Origin of the sequence: Stutzerimonas stutzeri (assembly GCF_024448895.1) — a bacterium.
Classification (GTDB): domain Bacteria; phylum Pseudomonadota; class Gammaproteobacteria; order Pseudomonadales; family Pseudomonadaceae; genus Stutzerimonas; species Stutzerimonas stutzeri_Q.
This window is the reverse complement of the sequence record NZ_JAMOIC010000002.1, coordinates 248,346-266,376: the sequence shown is the minus strand read 5'-3', so window position 1 is coordinate 266,376 and position 18,031 is coordinate 248,346. Positions and strand designations below refer to the sequence as shown.

17 protein-coding genes are annotated in these 18,031 nt (G+C 61.5%); 15 read left to right on the top strand and 2 right to left on the bottom strand.

The annotated features are described in order from the left end of the window. Positions 1-3: 3 nt before the first annotated feature. From thiE to lnt, 9 genes are all read left to right on the top strand, one after another. Positions 4-642, top strand: a complete 639-nt coding sequence (thiE, locus tag NA619_RS03455; protein ID WP_255959946.1) for a thiamine phosphate synthase — start codon at positions 4-6, stop codon at positions 640-642. Positions 643-703: 61 nt separating this feature from the next. Beyond that, positions 704-1,993: a glutamate-1-semialdehyde 2,1-aminomutase gene (gene hemL / locus NA619_RS03450; RefSeq protein ID WP_255959944.1), complete on the top strand. Its 1,290-nt coding sequence runs from the start codon at positions 704-706 to the stop codon at positions 1,991-1,993. Then, positions 1,993-2,622, top strand: a complete 630-nt coding sequence (locus tag NA619_RS03445) for a hypothetical protein (protein WP_255959942.1) — start codon at positions 1,993-1,995, stop codon at positions 2,620-2,622. Before hemL ends, NA619_RS03445 begins: the two co-directional genes overlap by 1 nt. 119 nt (positions 2,623-2,741) lie before the next feature. Further along, positions 2,742-3,284, top strand: coding sequence for a tetratricopeptide repeat protein (locus tag NA619_RS03440; RefSeq protein WP_255959940.1), 543 nt, complete (start codon positions 2,742-2,744; stop codon positions 3,282-3,284). A 192-nt stretch (positions 3,285-3,476) separates the two neighbouring features. Continuing rightward, a complete protein-coding gene (miaB, locus tag NA619_RS03435; RefSeq protein WP_255959938.1) occupies positions 3,477-4,817 on the top strand; it encodes a tRNA (N6-isopentenyl adenosine(37)-C2)-methylthiotransferase MiaB in 1,341 nt (446 codons plus the stop codon). Between the two features lie 137 nt (positions 4,818-4,954). Next, entirely contained in the window at positions 4,955-5,962 is a 1,008-nt protein-coding gene (locus tag NA619_RS03430; protein ID WP_255959936.1) for a PhoH family protein, read from the top strand. After that, positions 5,955-6,422: an rRNA maturation RNase YbeY gene (gene ybeY / locus NA619_RS03425; RefSeq protein ID WP_255959934.1), complete on the top strand. Its 468-nt coding sequence runs from the start codon at positions 5,955-5,957 to the stop codon at positions 6,420-6,422. The genes NA619_RS03430 and ybeY overlap by 8 nt, the downstream gene beginning before the upstream one ends. A 39-nt stretch (positions 6,423-6,461) precedes the next feature. Continuing rightward, a complete protein-coding gene (locus NA619_RS03420; protein ID WP_255959932.1) occupies positions 6,462-7,310 on the top strand; it encodes an HlyC/CorC family transporter in 849 nt (282 codons plus the stop codon). Positions 7,311-7,400: 90 nt separating this feature from the next. After that, entirely contained in the window at positions 7,401-8,912 is a 1,512-nt protein-coding gene (lnt, locus tag NA619_RS03415; protein WP_255959930.1) for an apolipoprotein N-acyltransferase, read from the top strand. A 34-nt stretch (positions 8,913-8,946) separates the two neighbouring features. On the opposite strand, the gene NA619_RS03410 is transcribed toward lnt, so the two are convergent. Both NA619_RS03410 and NA619_RS03405 read right to left on the bottom strand, forming a co-directional pair. Beyond that, positions 8,947-9,723, bottom strand: a complete 777-nt coding sequence (locus tag NA619_RS03410) for a YdcF family protein (RefSeq protein ID WP_255959927.1) — start codon at positions 9,721-9,723, stop codon at positions 8,947-8,949. Positions 9,724-9,795: 72 nt separating this feature from the next. Next, a complete protein-coding gene (locus NA619_RS03405) occupies positions 9,796-10,248 on the bottom strand; it encodes a hypothetical protein (protein WP_255959925.1) in 453 nt (150 codons plus the stop codon). A 253-nt stretch (positions 10,249-10,501) separates the two neighbouring features. Between NA619_RS03405 and leuS the strand changes: the two genes are divergently transcribed. The 6 genes from leuS to lipA all read left to right on the top strand — a co-directional run bounded on the left by leuS (position 10,502) and on the right by lipA (position 17,978). After that, a complete protein-coding gene (gene leuS, locus NA619_RS03400) occupies positions 10,502-13,108 on the top strand; it encodes a leucine--tRNA ligase (RefSeq protein ID WP_255959923.1) in 2,607 nt (868 codons plus the stop codon). Between the two features lie 43 nt (positions 13,109-13,151). After that, a complete protein-coding gene (gene lptE / locus NA619_RS03395; protein ID WP_255959921.1) occupies positions 13,152-13,757 on the top strand; it encodes an LPS assembly lipoprotein LptE in 606 nt (201 codons plus the stop codon). 40 nt (positions 13,758-13,797) lie between these two features. Then, positions 13,798-14,826 carry a DNA polymerase III subunit delta gene (gene holA, locus NA619_RS03390; protein WP_255959919.1) on the top strand — a complete coding sequence of 343 codons (1,029 nt, stop codon included), beginning with the start codon at positions 13,798-13,800 and terminating at the stop codon, positions 14,824-14,826. Positions 14,827-14,954: 128 nt separating this feature from the next. Continuing rightward, the gene (gene arfA / locus NA619_RS03385) at positions 14,955-15,113 is read left to right on the top strand and encodes an alternative ribosome rescue factor ArfA (protein WP_021209677.1); all 159 of its coding nucleotides are present in this window, start codon (positions 14,955-14,957) and stop codon (positions 15,111-15,113) included. Between the two features lie 60 nt (positions 15,114-15,173). Continuing rightward, positions 15,174-16,469, top strand: coding sequence for a lytic murein transglycosylase (locus NA619_RS03380; RefSeq protein WP_255959916.1), 1,296 nt, complete (start codon positions 15,174-15,176; stop codon positions 16,467-16,469). Between the two features lie 456 nt (positions 16,470-16,925). Further along, on the top strand, positions 16,926-17,978 hold the full coding sequence (gene lipA, locus NA619_RS03375) for a lipoyl synthase (RefSeq protein WP_255959914.1): 1,053 nt from the start codon (positions 16,926-16,928) through the stop codon (positions 17,976-17,978). Positions 17,979-18,031: the final 53 nt, after the last annotated feature.

The window sequence follows — 18,031 nt, the reverse complement described above, 5'->3', positions numbered from 1 at the left end:
CACATGAAAGACACCAAGTTGCGCGGCCTCTACGCCATTACCGACAGCAAGTTGCTGGCCGACGGCCGCCTGCTGCCCTATGCCGAAGCTGCGCTCAAGGGCGGGGCGCGCCTGCTGCAGTACCGCGACAAATCCGAGAATGATGCCCGCAGGCTGCGTGAGGCCGAGGCGCTGCACGAGCTGTGCGAGCGCCACGGCGCAAAACTGATCATCAATGATGATGCAGAGCTGGCCGCCCGCCTCGGCGTCGGCCTGCACCTTGGGCAGGAAGACGGTTCACTCGCGGCCGCGCGCGCGCTCCTTGGTCGCAACGCGATCATCGGCGCCACCTGCCATTCCCGTCTGGACCTGGCTGAGCAGGCTATCGCAGAAGGTGCCAGCTATATCGCTTTTGGTCGTTTCTTCGACTCCAACACCAAGCCTGGTGCGCCGAGCGCCACGGCTGAAATGCTCGAGCAGGCGCGCCAGCAGTTCAGCCTGCCCATCGTTGCCATCGGCGGGGTAACCCTGGAAAACGCCCCTGGGCTAATTGCTCGAGGCGCCAGTTTGGTTGCCGTCATCCATGCGCTGTTCGCCGCCGAATCGCCCCATGAGGTCGAGCGTCGTGCCCGTGCTTTCAGTGATCTGTTCATCACCAGCTGACCCGCGTGGCGGTGCTGCAACGACCGCTACCCCTGTCATCCATTTTTCGAGAGGCTCCCGCATGTCCCGTTCCGAAACCCTCTTCGCCAGCGCCCAGAACCGTATACCCGGCGGTGTGAATTCACCGGTTCGCGCGTTCCGCAGCGTAGGTGGCACGCCATTGTTCTTCAAGCATGCCGAAGGCGCTTACGTCACTGATGAAGACGACAAGCGCTATGTGGATTACGTGGGCTCCTGGGGCCCGATGATTCTGGGCCACAGCCACCCCGAAGTGCTCGACGCGGTCCGCAATCAGTTGCAGCACGGACTTTCCTACGGCGCGCCGACCGCCATGGAGACCGAAATGGCCGAGCTGGTATGCAGCCTGGTGCCATCGATGGAAATGATGCGCATGGTCAGCTCGGGCACAGAAGCCACCATGAGCGCAATACGCCTGGCCCGCGGCTATACCGGACGCGACAGCATCATCAAATTTGAAGGCTGCTACCACGGGCATTCCGACAGCTTGTTGGTCAAGGCTGGTTCCGGCGCGCTGACCCAAGGCGTACCCAGCTCCGCAGGCGTCCCAGCAGCATTCGCCAAGCACACGCTGACCCTGCCCTTCAACGATTTGGCCGCCGTCGAGCAGATGCTTGGCGAGGTCGGTGGCGAAGTGGCCTGCATCATCGTCGAGCCCGTAGCGGGCAACATGAACTGCGTGCCGCCCGCGCCAGGGTATCTGCAAGGCCTGCGCGAGCAGTGCGACAAACACGGCGTCGTGCTGATCTTCGATGAGGTGATGACCGGCTTTCGAGTCGCACTGGGCGGCGCACAAGCCCACTACGGCGTGACGCCTGATCTGACCACCTTCGGCAAGATCATCGGTGGCGGCATGCCGGTCGGCTGTTTCGGTGGCAAGCGGGAAATCATGGAGCGCATCGCCCCCTTGGGACCTGTCTACCAAGCCGGCACCCTGTCCGGTAACCCACTGGCAATGGCTGCGGGCCTGACCACGTTGAAGCTGATCAGCCGCCCTGGATTTCACGACGAACTCACGACGTACACGACTCGGATGCTGGACGGCCTCAAAGAGCGCGCAACCGCAGCAGGCATTCCATTCGTCACCACTCAGGTCGGCGGCATGTTCGGTCTGTATTTCAGCGAGGCGGACGACATCGTCACCTTCGACGACGTCATGGCGAGCGACGCCGAGCGCTTCAAGCGGTTCTTCCACCTGATGCTCGATGGTGGCGTCTACCTGGCGCCCAGCGCATTCGAGGCGGGCTTTACCTCCATCGCCCATGGCGAGAAAGAATTGCAGCTAACGCTCGACGCTGCAGAACGCGCTTTCTGCCAGCTGAAATCTGCCTGATGCCCGAGCTGTTACAAGCCACGCTCCTGACCTTGACTGCACTGGCCAGTGCAGTCTGGATCGGTGCTGCGCGCCGCGGTTACGGCGAGCCGGACCAGCCGGCACTGTTCTGTGCGCTCCTCGCTTTCAGTCTCTCCGCAGGGACCGGCGCCTGCGCGGTCGCCAGACTGGGCTTTGGCCTCGACACGCTGGAAGCGGAGCGTTGGCTTATGCAAGCAACGCTGTTGCTCGGGCTACCACTGGTCGGCGTAGTGGCATTGACCTTGAGCCGGCAATGGACCTGGAGCCGACCGACCTGGGGGCGGGTCGTGATTGGTCTGTGTGCATTTTTCGAGCTCACCAGGCAGTTCGGCTGGGCCAGCGAATATGCCTTCGCACTGGGTTTGACCAGCGCATTGCTGGTGGCCTACGCCGGCTTGCTGCAATGGCCGGCACGCCTGCAGGCCTTTGCTGGCGCGGCCGGAGGCGGATTGATGCTGGCTTTGATGCCGCTGACCGGAATGACGATCGGGCCCAACCCACTCGCTGGCTTTGAGCAGCTCTGCCTCGCGCTGGCCTGCCCGATAATCGCCTGGTTGCTTCTCAACCTGCCGGGCAATCTTCGCGAAGAGAACAGCGCGCCCGCATAAAAAGCCGAACCCGCGCCATCAAAGCCTTTGTAAGCAGGCTAAGCCTTATCCATAATGTGAACGTCGGCCCGTTTTGCCGTACTTCCAGTCACGCCCTGATCTTCGAGGCGCTTTGATTCATGACTAGCACCGGCCGCAGCCTCGCCATTGGCTGCCTGCTGCTCCTCACACCCCTGCTGGGTAACGCGGGCGGCAACTCGCTGCTGATACCTGCGACGTCTCGCTGCGCGCTTAATACCGCCCCGGAAGCCATGAGCGAGGCGCTGCGTGCTTGCGAGCAGGCTGCCAGTGAGGGCGACCTGCAAGCTGCCTTCGAGCTGGGGGACTTCTACTACAGTGGCCGTCTGGCACCACGCGATCTGGTCAAGGCGCTGCACTGGTTCGAACGCGCATCGCTCAAGGGCCATGCACTGGCACAGCACCGTCTCGGCGTGATGTTCTTTCGTGGTGAAGGTGTACCGGCAAACAACGTGCAGGCCTATGTGGTGCTGAAAATGTCGGCGGTCAACGGCGAGGAAGATGCGCTGGACACGGCCGATCGCGTCTCTTCACAAATGGGGCGCGACGAGCTCGAGATCGCAACTCAAGTACTGGGCCAGATATTCCGCGACTATCTGATGGATATGCAAACGGCCGAGAGCCGCGAGCCATTCAGGCGTTAGCCCACTGGCCAGGTGATAACACCGCAGTCTCGCCCTCGTCTCATCTCTGAAAAAGCCTATCCACTCGCACTGCCACGCACCGCGCAGCAGCTCAGTTTTTTTCGTCACATCTCCCCGTTCATCAGCGCTTTTAACGGCCACGTCCCGGCCGTATAATCGCCGGTCATTTTTTGCACAACGCCGGCCCGAAACATGACCCGCAAGCTTTATATCGAAACCCACGGCTGCCAGATGAACGAGTACGACAGCTCGCGCATGGTGGACCTTCTGGGCGAGCAGCAACCTCTTGAGATCACGGCCAATCCGGCAGAAGCTGATGTGATCCTGCTCAATACCTGCTCGATTCGTGAAAAAGCCCAGGAAAAGGTCTTCTCTCAGCTGGGGCGCTGGCGGGAGCTCAAACTCGAAAACCCGCAGCTGGTGATCGGCGTGGGTGGGTGCGTGGCAAGCCAGGAAGGCGCGGCGATCCGCGACCGTGCGCCTTACGTGGATGTGGTGTTCGGCCCGCAGACGCTGCACCGGCTGCCCGAAATGATCAATGCCGCCCGCACGACGAAGCAACCTCAGGTCGACATATCATTCCCCGAGATCGAAAAGTTCGATCGCCTGCCTGAACCCCGCGTGGATGGCCCGACCGCCTTCGTATCGGTGATGGAAGGCTGCAGCAAATACTGCACGTTCTGCGTGGTGCCTTATACCCGCGGAGAGGAAGTCAGCCGCCCGTTTGACGATGTGCTTGCCGAAGTGGTGCATCTGGCCGAGAACGGCGTTCGCGAAGTGACCCTGCTGGGCCAGAACGTCAACGGTTACCGCGGCCCGACCCACGATGGCCGCATTGCGGACCTGGCCGAACTGATCCGTGTGGTGGCTGCAATCGACGGTATCGACCGGATCCGTTACACCACCAGCCACCCACTGGAATTTTCCGACGCGCTGATCCAGGCCCACGCCGAAGTGCCGGAACTGGTGAAGTACCTCCACCTGCCCGTGCAGTCAGGCTCCGATCGCGTGCTCGCGGCGATGAAGCGCAACCACACGGCGCTCGAGTACAAGTCACGCATTCGCAAGTTGAAGGCGGCGGTTCCGGACATCCTGATCAGCTCCGACTTCATTGTGGGTTTCCCCGGTGAAACGGAGAAGGATTTCGAACAGACGATGAAGCTGATTCAGGATGTCGGCTTCGATTTCTCGTACTCGTTCGTTTACAGCTCACGCCCCGGCACACCAGCGGCGGATCTCGCCGACGAAACGCCTGATGAGGTGAAGAAGCAGCGCCTTGCGATCCTGCAGCAGCGCATCAGCCAGCAAGGCTTCGAGAACAGCCGACGGATGGCAGGCACGCGCCAGCGCATTCTGGTCACGGACTACTCTAAGAAGGACCCGGGTATGCTTCAGGGACGCACCGAGCACAACCGGATCGTCAATTTCCGTTGCGACAATCCGCGGCTGATCGGCCAGTTTGTCGACGTCCATATCGACGATGCGCTGCCCCATTCGCTGCGCGGCACCTTGATCGAGCAGACAGCAAGCTGAGCAGATGCCGTGGCGACTGACCCCGCGGGGTCGGTCATGCTCGCTCAGGTGTACGGTGATCGCCATGCCGCTGCTTTTTTCGTTGCGCGGCGCTATCCTCATTCACTACTCAAGCAGAGCAGGTCAATCAAAAGCCCTTGAACGCCCCTATAGAACCTCATCGTTTCACCCTCGAACCCTTTGAAGCCAACCGCTTCGCCAACCTCTGCGGTCAGTTCGACGAGCATCTGCGCCTGATCGAGCAGCGCCTGGATCTGGAAATCCGCAATCGCGGCAACCAGTTCGAATTGGTCGGCCCGCCTGAAGTGGCTCAAGCGGCGGAGCATTTACTGCGCCGTCTGTACCGCGAAACCAAGAGCCTCGAGCTCTCGCCGGACACGGTTCACCTGTTCCTTCAGGAATCGGCCATGGAGGAGTTGAACAACTCGTCCACCACGCCGAACATTTCGCTGCGTACGCGCAAGGGCAATATCCGCCCGCGCGGCGTCAACCAGCAGCGCTACGTGCAGTCGATTCTGGATAACGACATCAACTTCGGCATCGGCCCGGCAGGCACCGGCAAGACATACCTCGCTGTCGCCTGCGCCGTAGATGCCCTGGAGCGTGAGCAGATTCGCCGCATCCTGCTGGTTCGCCCGGCGGTCGAGGCAGGCGAGAAGCTCGGCTTTCTGCCAGGCGATCTGGCGCAGAAGATCGACCCATACCTGCGCCCACTGTATGACGCCCTGTACGAAATGCTGGGTTTCGAACAGGTCGCCAGGCTGATCGAGAAGCAGGTGATCGAGATCGCTCCGCTGGCCTACATGCGCGGTCGCACGCTGAACAACAGCTTTATCATCCTCGACGAAAGCCAGAACACCACCCTGGAGCAGATGAAGATGTTCCTGACCCGCATCGGCTTCGGCTCGACTGCGGTGATCACCGGCGACATCACCCAGGTCGACTTGCCTCGCGGGACCAAGAGTGGCCTGGCGCATGTGATCGAAGTGCTCAAGGACGTCAATGGCATCAGCTTCACGCACTTCAAGCCCAAGGACGTCGTCCGTCACCCGCTGGTGCAGCGCATCGTCGAGGCTTACGAGGCCTTCGAAGGCAATCTGGCACATAACGGCAATCGCACGCTGCAGGAAACCCGACGTGATTGAGCTGGACCTGCAATGCGAAAGCCGGGGCGCAATTCCGGATGAAGCGGATCTGCGACGCTGGTGTGAACTGGCGTTGCGACAACGCAAGGGTGATTCCGAACTTACCATTCGGCTGGTCGATGAGGACGAAGGACGCGAGCTCAATCGCACCTGGCGGCAGAAGGACTACGCCACCAACGTACTGTCCTTCCCTGCCGACATACCCGACGGCCCTGGCGGCGTTCCGATGCTGGATATTCCGCTGCTCGGCGATCTGGTCATCTGCGTTCCAGTGGTCGAGCGCGAGGCCGAAGAACAGGGCAAGCCGCTATCGGCGCACTGGGCGCACCTGGTCATTCACGGCTGCCTGCATCTGCTCGGTTACGACCATATCGATGACGATGAAGCACAAGAGATGGAAGATCTCGAACGTCAATTGCTGGCTGAACTGGGTCACGCTGACCCTTACGCTGACGAATAGCCCGCTTCGGGCAACTGCAAGGACCATTGAGTCAAAGACATGAGCGAAGACCGATCGAGCAACGGGCATAAGTCCTGGTTTGGAAAAATCACCCAGGCTTTTGCCCATGAGCCCAAGAACCGTGAGGAGCTGCTGGAAATCCTGCGCGGCGCCCATCAGAACAAACTGCTCGACAACGAAGCCCTGGCGATCGTCGAGGGCGCTATACAGGTCGCCGACCTGCAGGTACGCGACATCATGGTGCCGCGATCCCAGGTCATGAGTATCCGCGCTGATCAGCCGCCGAGGGATTTCCTCCCAGCGATCATCTCCGCTGCGCACTCGCGTTATCCGGTCGTGGGCGACAGCCTGGATGATGTCATTGGCGTGCTATTGGCCAAGGATCTGCTACCACTGATTCTTCAAAGCGACCAACAAAACTTCGACATCAAGGATCTGCTGCGCCCCGCTACCTTTGTGCCCGAATCGAAGCGCCTGAACGTGCTGCTTCGCGAGTTCCGCGCCAATCACAGTCACATGGCCATCGTCATCGATGAATACGGCGGCGTTGCGGGCCTGGTGACCATTGAGGATGTACTCGAGCAGATCGTCGGTGACATCGAAGACGAACATGACATCGAAGAAGATAGCTACATTCGCCCTCTTCCCAGTGGTGATTTCCTGGTCAAGGCGCTGACACCGATCGACAGTTTCAACGAGTTCTTCCAGAGCGAGTTTCCCGACGAGGAGTTCGATACCGTTGCTGGCCTGGTGATGAGCACCTTCGGTCATCTGCCCAAGCGCAACGAAGTCACGGAGATCAACGGCTTCCGTTTCCGCGTACTGAATGCCGACAGTCGTCGCGTGCACATGCTGCGACTGACCCGCCTCGCCACTGATAGCCAATAATGCTTGCTGGCGCTGACCCCCGGCCTTACGCGATTTTCTAGCACCAACCGCAGCCAGCCCCGCTCGCTGCGGCCTATTCAAGGACCCACCATGCGCTGGATCACCCGCCCCGGCTGGCCGGGCAACCTGCTGGCGCTCGTCGCAGGCACGCTGACCACACTGGCGCTCGCGCCTTTCGATATCTGGCCGCTGGCGCTGTTGTCCATCGGACTGATCTATCTCGGTTTGCGCGACCTGCCCCCCAGGCAGGCCGCCGGGCGCGGCTGGTGCTATGGCTTCGGGCTGTTCGCCTCAGGCGTCAGCTGGGTCTACGTCAGCATCCACGACTTTGGTTCGGCACCGCCGATTCTGGCCGGCACGCTGACGTTGGGATTCGTCGCGGGGCTGGCCTTGTTCTTCGTCTTACTGGGCTGGGTCTGGGCACGCTGGTTGCGCCAGTCGGACGCGCCGCTGCCCAACGCCTTGTTGTTCGCTGCGCTCTGGCTGGCGTTGGATGCCCTACGCGGCTGGGTGCTGACCGGCTTTCCCTGGCTGTACGCTGGTTACAGCCAGCTAGAAGGTCCGCTGGCGGGGCTTGCGCCGCTGGGCGGCATCTGGCTACTCAGCTTCGTCGTCGCACTCAGCGCGGTCCTGATAGTGGAGTTGCCTCAGCTGACTCGCCATCGAGCCGCCCTTGCCGGCGCGCTGACGCTGCTTGTAGTCCTTTGGGGCGGAGCGCTGGGCTTGGGCAAACATGCCTGGACCTCGGCCAAGGCCGAACCCATCACGGTTGCCGCGATGCAGGGAAATGTGGCCCAGAGCATCAAGTGGGACCCGAAAAAGCTCGAAATGCAGCTGCTGCTCTATCGCGACATGACCTTCCGCAGTCAGCCGGCAGACCTGATCGTCTGGCCTGAGACTGCGGTACCCATTCTCAAGGAACACGCCGAAGGCTACCTGACGATGATGAGCCGTTTTGCCCAGGATCGGCAGTCCGCCCTGATCACCGGCGTGCCCGTACGCCAGCCCAATGCCGATGGCGAGATGCGCTATTACAACGGACTGACCAGCGCGGGCGATGCGCAGGGTACCTACCTGAAGCAGAAACTGGTGCCGTTCGGTGAATACGTGCCGCTGCAGGATATGCTGCGCGGTCTGATCGCCTTTTTCGACCTGCCCATGTCGGATTTCGCGCGCGGCGATGAGGACCAGCAATTGCTCCAGGCCAAGGGCTACCAGATCGCGCCCTTCATCTGCTACGAGGTGGTTTACCCGGAGTTTGCGGCCAGCCTTGCGGCAAAGAGCGACATCCTGCTGACTGTGAGTAACGATGCCTGGTTCGGGCACTCGATCGGCCCGTTACAGCATCTGCAGATGGCCCAGATGCGCGCGCTGGAGGCCGGACGCTGGATGATCCGCGCCACCAATAACGGCGTGACGGTATTGATTGACCCGCGGGGTCGCATCGTCGAGCAGATTCCTGCTTTCGAGGAAGCGGTGCTATATGGCGAAGTCACGCCCATGCAAGGGCTTACGCCCTATCTGCAGTGGCGATCCTGGCCGCTGATCGTTGTCTGTGTGCTGCTGCTCGGTTGGGGCGTGGTGCGTCGTCGGCAGAGCTAATGCTCGCCCCGGTCGCCGACGGCCAGCGCGCTTACTAATCGGAATCGTCGCCGTCATAAAGCAGCGGGTAGACCAGCATGCCGACCGCCTCGTTGAGCAGCATGCCGTTCTGCCAGACGGCTTTCGCCTCCGGTAGCCAGCCACCGAAGGGGCGTCCGTTGGGTACACCAAGAAATCCCACTGGGGCGGCGATCACCTCCAGCCCCACCTCTTCGAAACACCACCGCGAGCGTGGCATATGCGACGCGGAGGTCACTAACACGATACGTTCGATGCCGGCAGCCTTGAGCATCTCGGCGCTGTAGCGCGCGTTCTCCCATGTGGTCCGGCTGCGTTCTTCGAGCCAGCGAGTTTCTGTCGAGAAGTCTCGTTGCAGCGCTTCGGCAGCCAGTAGCGCCTCGCTCGGCGGTTCACCGTAATGCAAGCCTCCGCTGGCAAGGACCGGCAAGCCGGATGCATTCGCCAACCGAGACGCGTAACGCAGTCGTTCGAGCGCAATGTGGCTGGGCTGATCGGAGCCCCACGCCGGATCGGCCTGCTCACGACCGGCACCCAGCACGACGATTGCCTGCGCGCGGTCCTGCAAATCACTCCAATCAGACCGATCCAGCGCGGCCTCGCTTTCCAGCGTCCGCGCCGCCCACTCCACGGTGACCGGCAGGCTCATCAGCCACAGCCCACCAAATCCCAGAACGAAGCAGAGCGCGGCCAGCCTCGGAGCTCGCCTGCGCAGCATCCAGGCGGCAAGCAAGAGCAATAACAAACCGCCCGGGGGCAGCAGCAACTGTTTAAAGAAATAGCGAATAGGCATGGGCAACCCCGGTGGTTCGGTAGCTGCCACTTTACCTGTCGAGGCGTCCGCTTGTCGGCTATGCGGACGCCGTCAATGCTTTGGGTAGGTATGCAACCGCTGCCGCGCCCTGAGCAACTGCGAGCCACAGGCCGAACAGGCCACCGCACCAGCACCCTCAGGCCAGTGCACGCTTGCACCACATAACGCACAGGACATTGCCTGCTGCAAAGCGGGCGGGCTCTGTTTACAGCGCTTGCCCGAGTGATGCCGAAGAACATTTCTCAGCGCAGGACGCGTAGCCTGCCGCACCAGTTGGGCCTGCTCTTCAGCTGCAGCGTGCCAGCCGGAGAGCCACTGCGAATCCTGCTGAAGGTAGGCGCGGATCAGATCGAACTCGGCAGGCGTCAGCCCGCCCACCTCCAGCTCGGTAGCCGCTCCGGTTTCGCCCCCTGTTGATCGCTCGGCCTCTTCCAGCGCGGACGTCAGCCGCTGCAGCACGCGTCCGTACAAGTTGCCCTCATTCGCTTGGCGCTCTCTAGCCATGATTCACCTCTTGTTCGTCCCGCCCCCTGTACAAGCGTAGCTCAGACTCGAACATGCACGCCGGGCGCGACAAACGGGGCCGCGCGGCGCGGGCAAATCGGGTTTCCCTCGGTTGCTGGGGGTCATGTATGCTACGGCGCTTCCATGCTTTCGCATCCAGCCCGTTGCGCTGCCGTCTGCGCCAGATCTCGATCAGGCACTTTCGCAGCCACGCCGCTTCGCGAGCAGCCAGCCCTATTCAACGCCAGTAGCCATGCACGAACAGTATCAGCCCCGCGAAATCGAAGCCGCCGCGCAGTCCCAATGGGATGCGCAGAAATCCTTTGAAGTAAGCGAACAGCCCGGCAAGGACACCTTCTATTGCCTGTCGATGTTCCCCTACCCCAGCGGCAAGCTGCACATGGGGCACGTGCGCAACTACACCATCGGCGACGTGATCGCGCGCTACCAGCGCATGCAGGGCAAGAACGTGCTGCAGCCAATGGGCTGGGACGCGTTCGGCATGCCGGCAGAAAACGCGGCCATGAAAAACAAGGTCGCCCCGGCCAAGTGGACTTACGAGAACATCGACTACATGCGCACCCAGCTGAAAAGCCTGGGCCTGGCCGTCGACTGGACCCGTGAAGTCACCACCTGCAAGCCCGATTACTACCGCTGGGAGCAGTGGTTGTTCACCCGCCTCTACGAAAAAGGCGTGATCTACCGCAAGAACGGGACCGTCAACTGGGATCCGGTCGATCAGACCGTGCTGGCCAACGAGCAGGTTATCGATGGCCGCGGCTGGCGTTCCGGCGCGCTGATCGAGAAGCGCGAAATCCCGATGTATTACTTCAAGATCACCGCCTACGCGGATGAGCTGCTGGAGAGCCTGGACGACCTTGACGGCTGGCCCGAGCAGGTCAAGACCATGCAGCGCAACTGGATCGGCAAGTCGCGCGGCATGGAGATCAGCTTCCCTTACGACGTGGCCAGCATCGGCAACGAAGGCGTGATGAAGGTGTTCACCACTCGCCCCGACACGCTGATGGGCGCAACTTACGTGGCGGTTGCCGCGGAACATCCGCTGGCGACACTCTCTGCAAGAAACAATTCTGAACTGCAGGCATTCATCGACGAGTGCAAGCGCGGCGGTGTCGCAGAAGCCGATATCGCCACCCAGGAAAAGAAAGGTCTCGCCACCTCCCTGCGCGTACAGCACCCGCTGACCGGCGAGCTGCTGCCGGTGTGGGTCGCCAATTACGTGTTGATGAATTATGGCGAGGGCGCGGTGATGGCCGTACCTGCCCACGACGAACGCGACTTTGCCTTTGCCACTAAATACGATCTGCCGATCAAGCCCGTGGTGCGCACCAGCGCCGGCGACGAAACGCCTGCTCCCTGGAACGATGCCTACGGCGAACACGGCGAGCTGATCAATTCCGGTGATTTCGACGGCCTGGACTTCGACGGCGCTTTCGACGCCATGGAAGTTGCGCTGCAGCGCAAAAACCTCGGCCAGGCACGCACCCAGTTCCGTCTGCGCGACTGGGGCATCAGCCGCCAGCGCTATTGGGGTTGCCCGATCCCGATCATTCATTGCGACAGCTGCGGCGATGTACCGGTGCCGGAAGACCAGCTGCCGGTGGTCTTGCCCGAAGACGTCGTACCGGATGGTGCCGGTTCACCACTGGCACGCATGCCCGAGTTCTACGATTGCAACTGTCCCAAGTGTGGTGCCGCGGCCAAGCGCGAAACCGACACCATGGACACATTCGTCGAGTCGTCCTGGTACTTTGCCCGCTACGCCTCGCCCCATTACGATCAGGGCATGGTCGACCCGGCCGCAGCCAACCACTGGCTGCCAGTCGATCAATACATCGGCGGTATCGAACACGCCATTCTGCACCTGCTCTATGCGCGCTTCTTCCACAAGCTGATGCGCGATGAAGGCCTGGTTTCCTCGAACGAGCCATTCAAGAATCTGCTGACCCAGGGCATGGTGATTGCCGACACCTACTACCGCACCCTGGAAAACGGCGGCAAGGACTGGTTCAACCCCGCAGACGTCATCGTCGAACGCGATGCGAAAGCCAAGGTCATCGGTGCCAAGCTCGCCAGCGATGGCCTGCCGGTGGAAATCGGTGGCACCGAGAAGATGTCGAAATCGAAGAACAATGGTGTCGACCCCCAGGCGATGATCGATGCCTACGGCGCCGACACCTGCCGGCTGTTCATGATGTTTGCCTCCCCGCCGGACATGAGCCTGGAATGGTCCGACTCTGGTGTTGAAGGCGCCAGCCGCTTCCTGCGCCGCGTCTGGCGCCTGGCACACGCCCATGTAAGTGCTGGCGTCACCGCCAAACTGGACACTGGCAGCCTGAACGACGATCAGAAAGCTGTGCGCCGCGCGATTCATCTGGCGATCAAACAGGCCAGCGTGGATGTCGGACAGCACCACAAATTCAACACCGCCATCGCCCAGGTGATGACCCTGATGAACGTGCTGGAAAAAGCCGCCGTCACCACTGAGCAGGACCGTGCGCTGCTGCAGGAGGGACTGGAGACAGTGGCCATGCTTCTGGCACCGATCACTCCGCACATCTGCCACGAACTGTGGCAGCAGCTGGGCAAGGCGGGCCTGATCATTGACGCCCGGTGGCCGCAGGTCGATGAGTCGGCGCTGGTTCAGGACAGCCTGACGCTGGTGGTACAGGTCAACGGCAAGCTGCGCGGCCAGATAGAAGTACCGGCAAGCGCCACACGTGAAGAAGTCGAGGCCAGTGCTCGCGCAAACGAGAACGTGGTGCGATTCACCGAGGGCCTGACGATTCGTAAGGTCATCGTGGTGCCGGGCAAACTGGTCAACATCGTCGCTAACTGATTCGCCCTGGCGCACTGCGCCGGGCTGGCAAGGGGATAACAAGATGATCAAACGCAATCTGCTGGTGGCCGGCATGGCCCTGTTGCTGAGCGCCTGCGGCTTCCAATTGCGTGGCACCGGGGAAACCAGCTTCGGCCTGGACGAGCTCAACCTTCAAGCGCGCAACAGCTATGGCGAAACCGCTCAGCAGCTCGAGGAGATGCTCAAGGACAACGGCGTACGCGTTTACCCCGGCGCGCGTTATACGCTGGATCTGGTCCGCGAGCAAAATCGTCAGCGTACTGCCAGCTACACGACCTCTGCGCGCAGTGCTGAATACGAGCTCACCAGCGTCCTAGAGTACGAATTCCGCGGCCCACAGAACACGCTACTGCTGGAAGACAAGGTCGAAGTGCAGAAAGTCTACGTTCACGACAGCAGCAACCTGATCGGCTCTGATCAGGAAGCCGGTCAGCTGCGTCAGGAAATGCGTCGCGAACTCCTGCAACAACTGAGCATGCGGATCAGGGGCATCACCCCGGCCCGCCTCGACCAGCTGCAGGAAACAGCCGAAGCCCGGAGACGCGCCGAAGCCGAAGCGATCGAGGCGCAAATCCGCGAGCAGGCGTCGCAACCGCAGCAGTCACCCATCGAGCTGCCGATTCAGTGATGAGCGTGAGCCGCCTCGGCGGCTCCGATCGTATCTCGACATGAAGTTAGCCCCGGCCCAACTCGCCAAGCATCTGCAAGGCCCCCTCGCGCCAGTTTATGTCGTCAGCGGTGACGAGCATCTCTTATGCCAGGAGGCCTGCGATGCCATCCGTGGAGCGTGCCGCCGGCAAGACTTCAGCGAACGCCAAGTGCTTAACGTAGAGACCGGCTTCGACTGGGGATACCTGATTGAAGCTGGTGCCAGCCTTTCGCTCTTCGCGGAAAAACGTCTGCTGGAATTGCGTATTCCCAACGGCAAGCCAGGCGATAAGGGTGCTGCCGCGCTGCTCGAATACCTCGCCCGACCTGCCGAAGACACCGTGCTGCTGGTGAGCCTGCCGAAGCTCGATGGCAATGCGCAGAAGACCAAGTGGGCGAAAGCCCTCATCGACGGCAAGCAGGTCCAGTTTCTGCAGATATGGCCGGTGGATGCACAGGCGCTTCCACAGTGGATTCGTCAACGACTGTCACAAGCGGGACTCGCCGCTGACCAGGATGCGGTGGAACTGATCGCAGCCCGAGTCGAAGGCAATCTGCTGGCTGCCGCCCAGGAGATCGAAAAGCTCAAGTTGCTCGCGGAGGCCGGTCAGGTAACGACGGAGACCGTCCAGGCCGCCGTTGCAGATAGCGCACGCTACGACGTGTTCGGATTGATCGATGCCGCGCTGCTGGGTCAGCCGGAGCACATTCTGCAGATGCTGGCAGGATTGCGCGGCGAAGGTGTGGAAGCACCTGTGATTCTGTGGGCCGTAGCACGCGAGGTCCGCCAGTTGGCCAACATCGCACAGCAGTACAGCCAGGGTGTTCCCCTCGATCGCGCATTCAGTCAGGCGCGACCGCCGGTATGGGACAAGCGTAAGCCCCTGGTGAGCAAGGCGCTGCAGCGCCACGACGTCACCGGCTGGCAAGGGCTGCTGATGGATGCGCAGCGCATCGACGAACAGATCAAGGGACAAGCGCAAGGCAACCCCTGGATCGGCCTGACGGATCTATGTCTGCAACTGAGCGGGCGACGCGTGCGACTTTAAAGCCGCGCCCATCCCCTGTATCACAACGCCCTCACCGCGCTAAAGCCAGCCTGATGTCGCACGCTGGACAATTTCTGCCCACCCATTAAGATGCCCTCGCCTGATCGCAACGACCATGAGGGTAGATGATGAGCAAACAAAGAAAACGGCCGAATAAGGCTAAATCACTGGTGGCCCAACCGCTGTTCCGCAGCCGCCAGGAACAGCCGAAAAAAGGCAAAGGCAGTTACCGCCGCGAAGCCTCCCAGTCCACCAACTGGGAGGCTTCGGTCCTTCTGGCGGCTTGAAAAGCCAAGGCATTGAAAGCGTGATAATGTCAGCTGCCGATGACTTGCCGAGAGTGGTGCATGCTTTACACCTTCGTTCCCGTTCTGCTGCTGCGCACCCTGATCGCTGGATCAGCGCTGAGCATCATGGTCGCATGCGCGGCCGAACCGGTGGCACCGGCCGATCCAGTAGCGCCTAGCGCCCCGACGCCTGCCGTAGCCGAGACCGACTCGAGCCCGCAAGTTGAAGAACCCGTTCAGCAAAGCTTTGCGCAATGGCGAGAGGAATTCCGAAACGAGGCGCTGCAAGCAGGTATCTCCGAGCAGGTCTTCGATCGAGCCTTCGCAGGGGTCACCCCTGACCCGAGCATCATCACAGCTGACCGCAGCCAACCGGAATTCACCCGGCCGGTCTGGCAGTACTTGGAAGGGGCGCTGTCAAAACAGCGCGTCAGTGCCGGCAGAAATCTGCTCGACCGGCACCAGGCAACACTGAACGATATCGAAGCCCGCTATGGTGTCGATCGCAACACCCTGGTGGCGATCTGGGGATTGGAGAGCAGCTTCGGTCAGATCATGGGTGATAAGGGCGTTATCCGCTCACTGGCCACCCTTGCACATGAAGGCCGGCGGCCCGGCTTCGCCAAGAGCCAGTTGTTGGCGGCGCTGGAAATCCTTCAGCACGGTGACGTCAGCGCCGATCAGCTGCGCGGTTCTTGGGCCGGTGCCATGGGACAGACTCAGTTTATCCCGACCACCTACAATACCCATGCAGTGGATTTCGATGGCGACGGTCGTCGTGATATCTGGAACAGCTCCGCTGACGCACTGGCATCGGCCGCCCATTACCTGAAGGCATCAGGCTGGAAAGCCGGACAACCCTGGGGCTTTGAAGTTAGCCTGCCGGATGGATTCGACTATGCACAGGCCGACAACAGCATCCGCAAGCCCTTGTCCGAATGGCGTCGGCTCGGCCTGAGCGGGATACCCGCCGGCATGGAGGATACGAGTGCAAGCCTGCTGCTGCCGGCGGGTTATCGTGGCCCGGCATTCCTGGTTCTCGACAACTTCAGAGCCATCTTGCGGTACAACAACTCGTCGTCCTATGCACTGGCAATCGGACTGCTCTCGGAACGTTTCGAAGGTGCAGGTCAGGTCCGTGGCAGCTGGCCGCAGGGTGAGCAACCCTTGAGTCGCTCCGAACGTCTCGAACTACAGGAGAGACTGACCGAGCGTGGCTTCGACCCGGGCACGGCAGACGGCATCATCGGCGCCAATACCCGCAGCGCTATCCGTCGCTTCCAACAGCAATTGGGCTGGCCCGCAGACGGACACCCAACGCAAGAACTTTTGGGTCGGCTGCGCACGCAGCCTTAGCGAATACAGTCGACCTTTTCAGCCATAAGCTGCCCTGCCCACGCCGGGTCTGGCAGCTTCGGTAGCCCATCCTGATCGGCCATAGCGCCTCTTGATGGTGCAGGTTAGGGGCTCGCCGGCAGTTCTTTTGAGAGTCTCTCTAGCCATACGCATCACCCAGTCCCTTCCGAATGGGCGGTGCGGCCCACCTCGTGCCCGGGTTCGATCCGCGTCTACAGAAACAAGCTGATTGACCAGTCGTAATACGCGCTGCCCAGCGAGGCGTCAGCGATAACGGCCTGCCGCCAAGTCAGACCTGCAATGATTAATCGGGATCGGGCAACTCTGACAACGCTGTGGCCTTAGCAGCCGAGTCCACGTCTCGCCAGACAGACTGTGCGGTCAGCGCCTGTGATAAACTCCGCGCCGGCCACAAGCCGCCTCGTCCCGGAGCCTCTAGCGGAGCCCAGAAAGCCGATGTCCGATACCTCCCAGCCCAAAACTGTCGCCAGCGGCGAAAAATTCCGCACCACCCATGGCATCACCGCAATCAAGGACGGGCAAAAGCGCCGCGCCTCGAGCGAGCCCCAGGTATTCGAACCCAAGCCCAAGTGGCTACGGGTCAAGGCGCCAAGCGGTAGTCGGTTCGAAGCGGTCAAGCGCAACGTTGGCGAGCACCGTCTGAGCACCGTATGCCAGGAGTCCCACTGCCCGAATATGGGTGAGTGTTGGTCCAATGGCACTGCCACCATCATGCTGATGGGCTCAGTGTGTACCCGCGCATGCCGGTTCTGCGCAGTGGATACAGGCAACCCCAACGGCTGGCTGGATCAGGAGGAGCCGCAGAACACCGCCAAGTCGGTTGAGCTGATGGCGCTGCGCTATATCGTGCTGACCTCAGTAGACCGCGACGACCTGGACGACGGCGGCGCCGCGCACTACGCCGCTTGTGTGCGCGCCATCAAAGAGCGCACCCCGCATGTGGTGGTGGAGGCCCTTACTCCGGACTTCGACGGCGACCTGCAGGCCATCGAGCGCGTGGCGGATTCTGGCCTCGAAGTCTTCGCGCAGAACGTCGAGACGGTCAAGCGCCTGACCCATGAAGTGCGCGATCCCCGCGCCGGCTATGAGAAGACCCTGCGCGTACTGGAGCACGCCAAGCGCCATCGCCCACAGATGCTGACCAAGACCAGTCTGATGCTGGGCTTGGGCGAAACCGACGAGGAAGTGCTGCAGACCATGGATGATCTTCGCACCATCGGCGTGGATATCCTCACGCTCGGCCAGTACCTGCAGCCGACACGCAACCATCTGCCGGTCAGACGCTGGGTCAGTCCAGAAGAGTTCAACCGTTTCCGCGATATCGGCTTGGCCAAGGGCTTCATGGAAGTTGCCGCCGGCCCCCTGGTGCGCTCCAGCTATCGAGCCGACCGGGTATTCGAGAAGAACAACCTGGGTCTGTCCGCCCCTGTGCCTGTTCCAGGCCAGCCGTTCGACAGCAGCCTGATTCCAGCCCTCAATCTGAACTGATCCGAGCCGAACAGGCTCCGTCAGGTGGGTGGGCGTCTTCTACCCGCCATGTG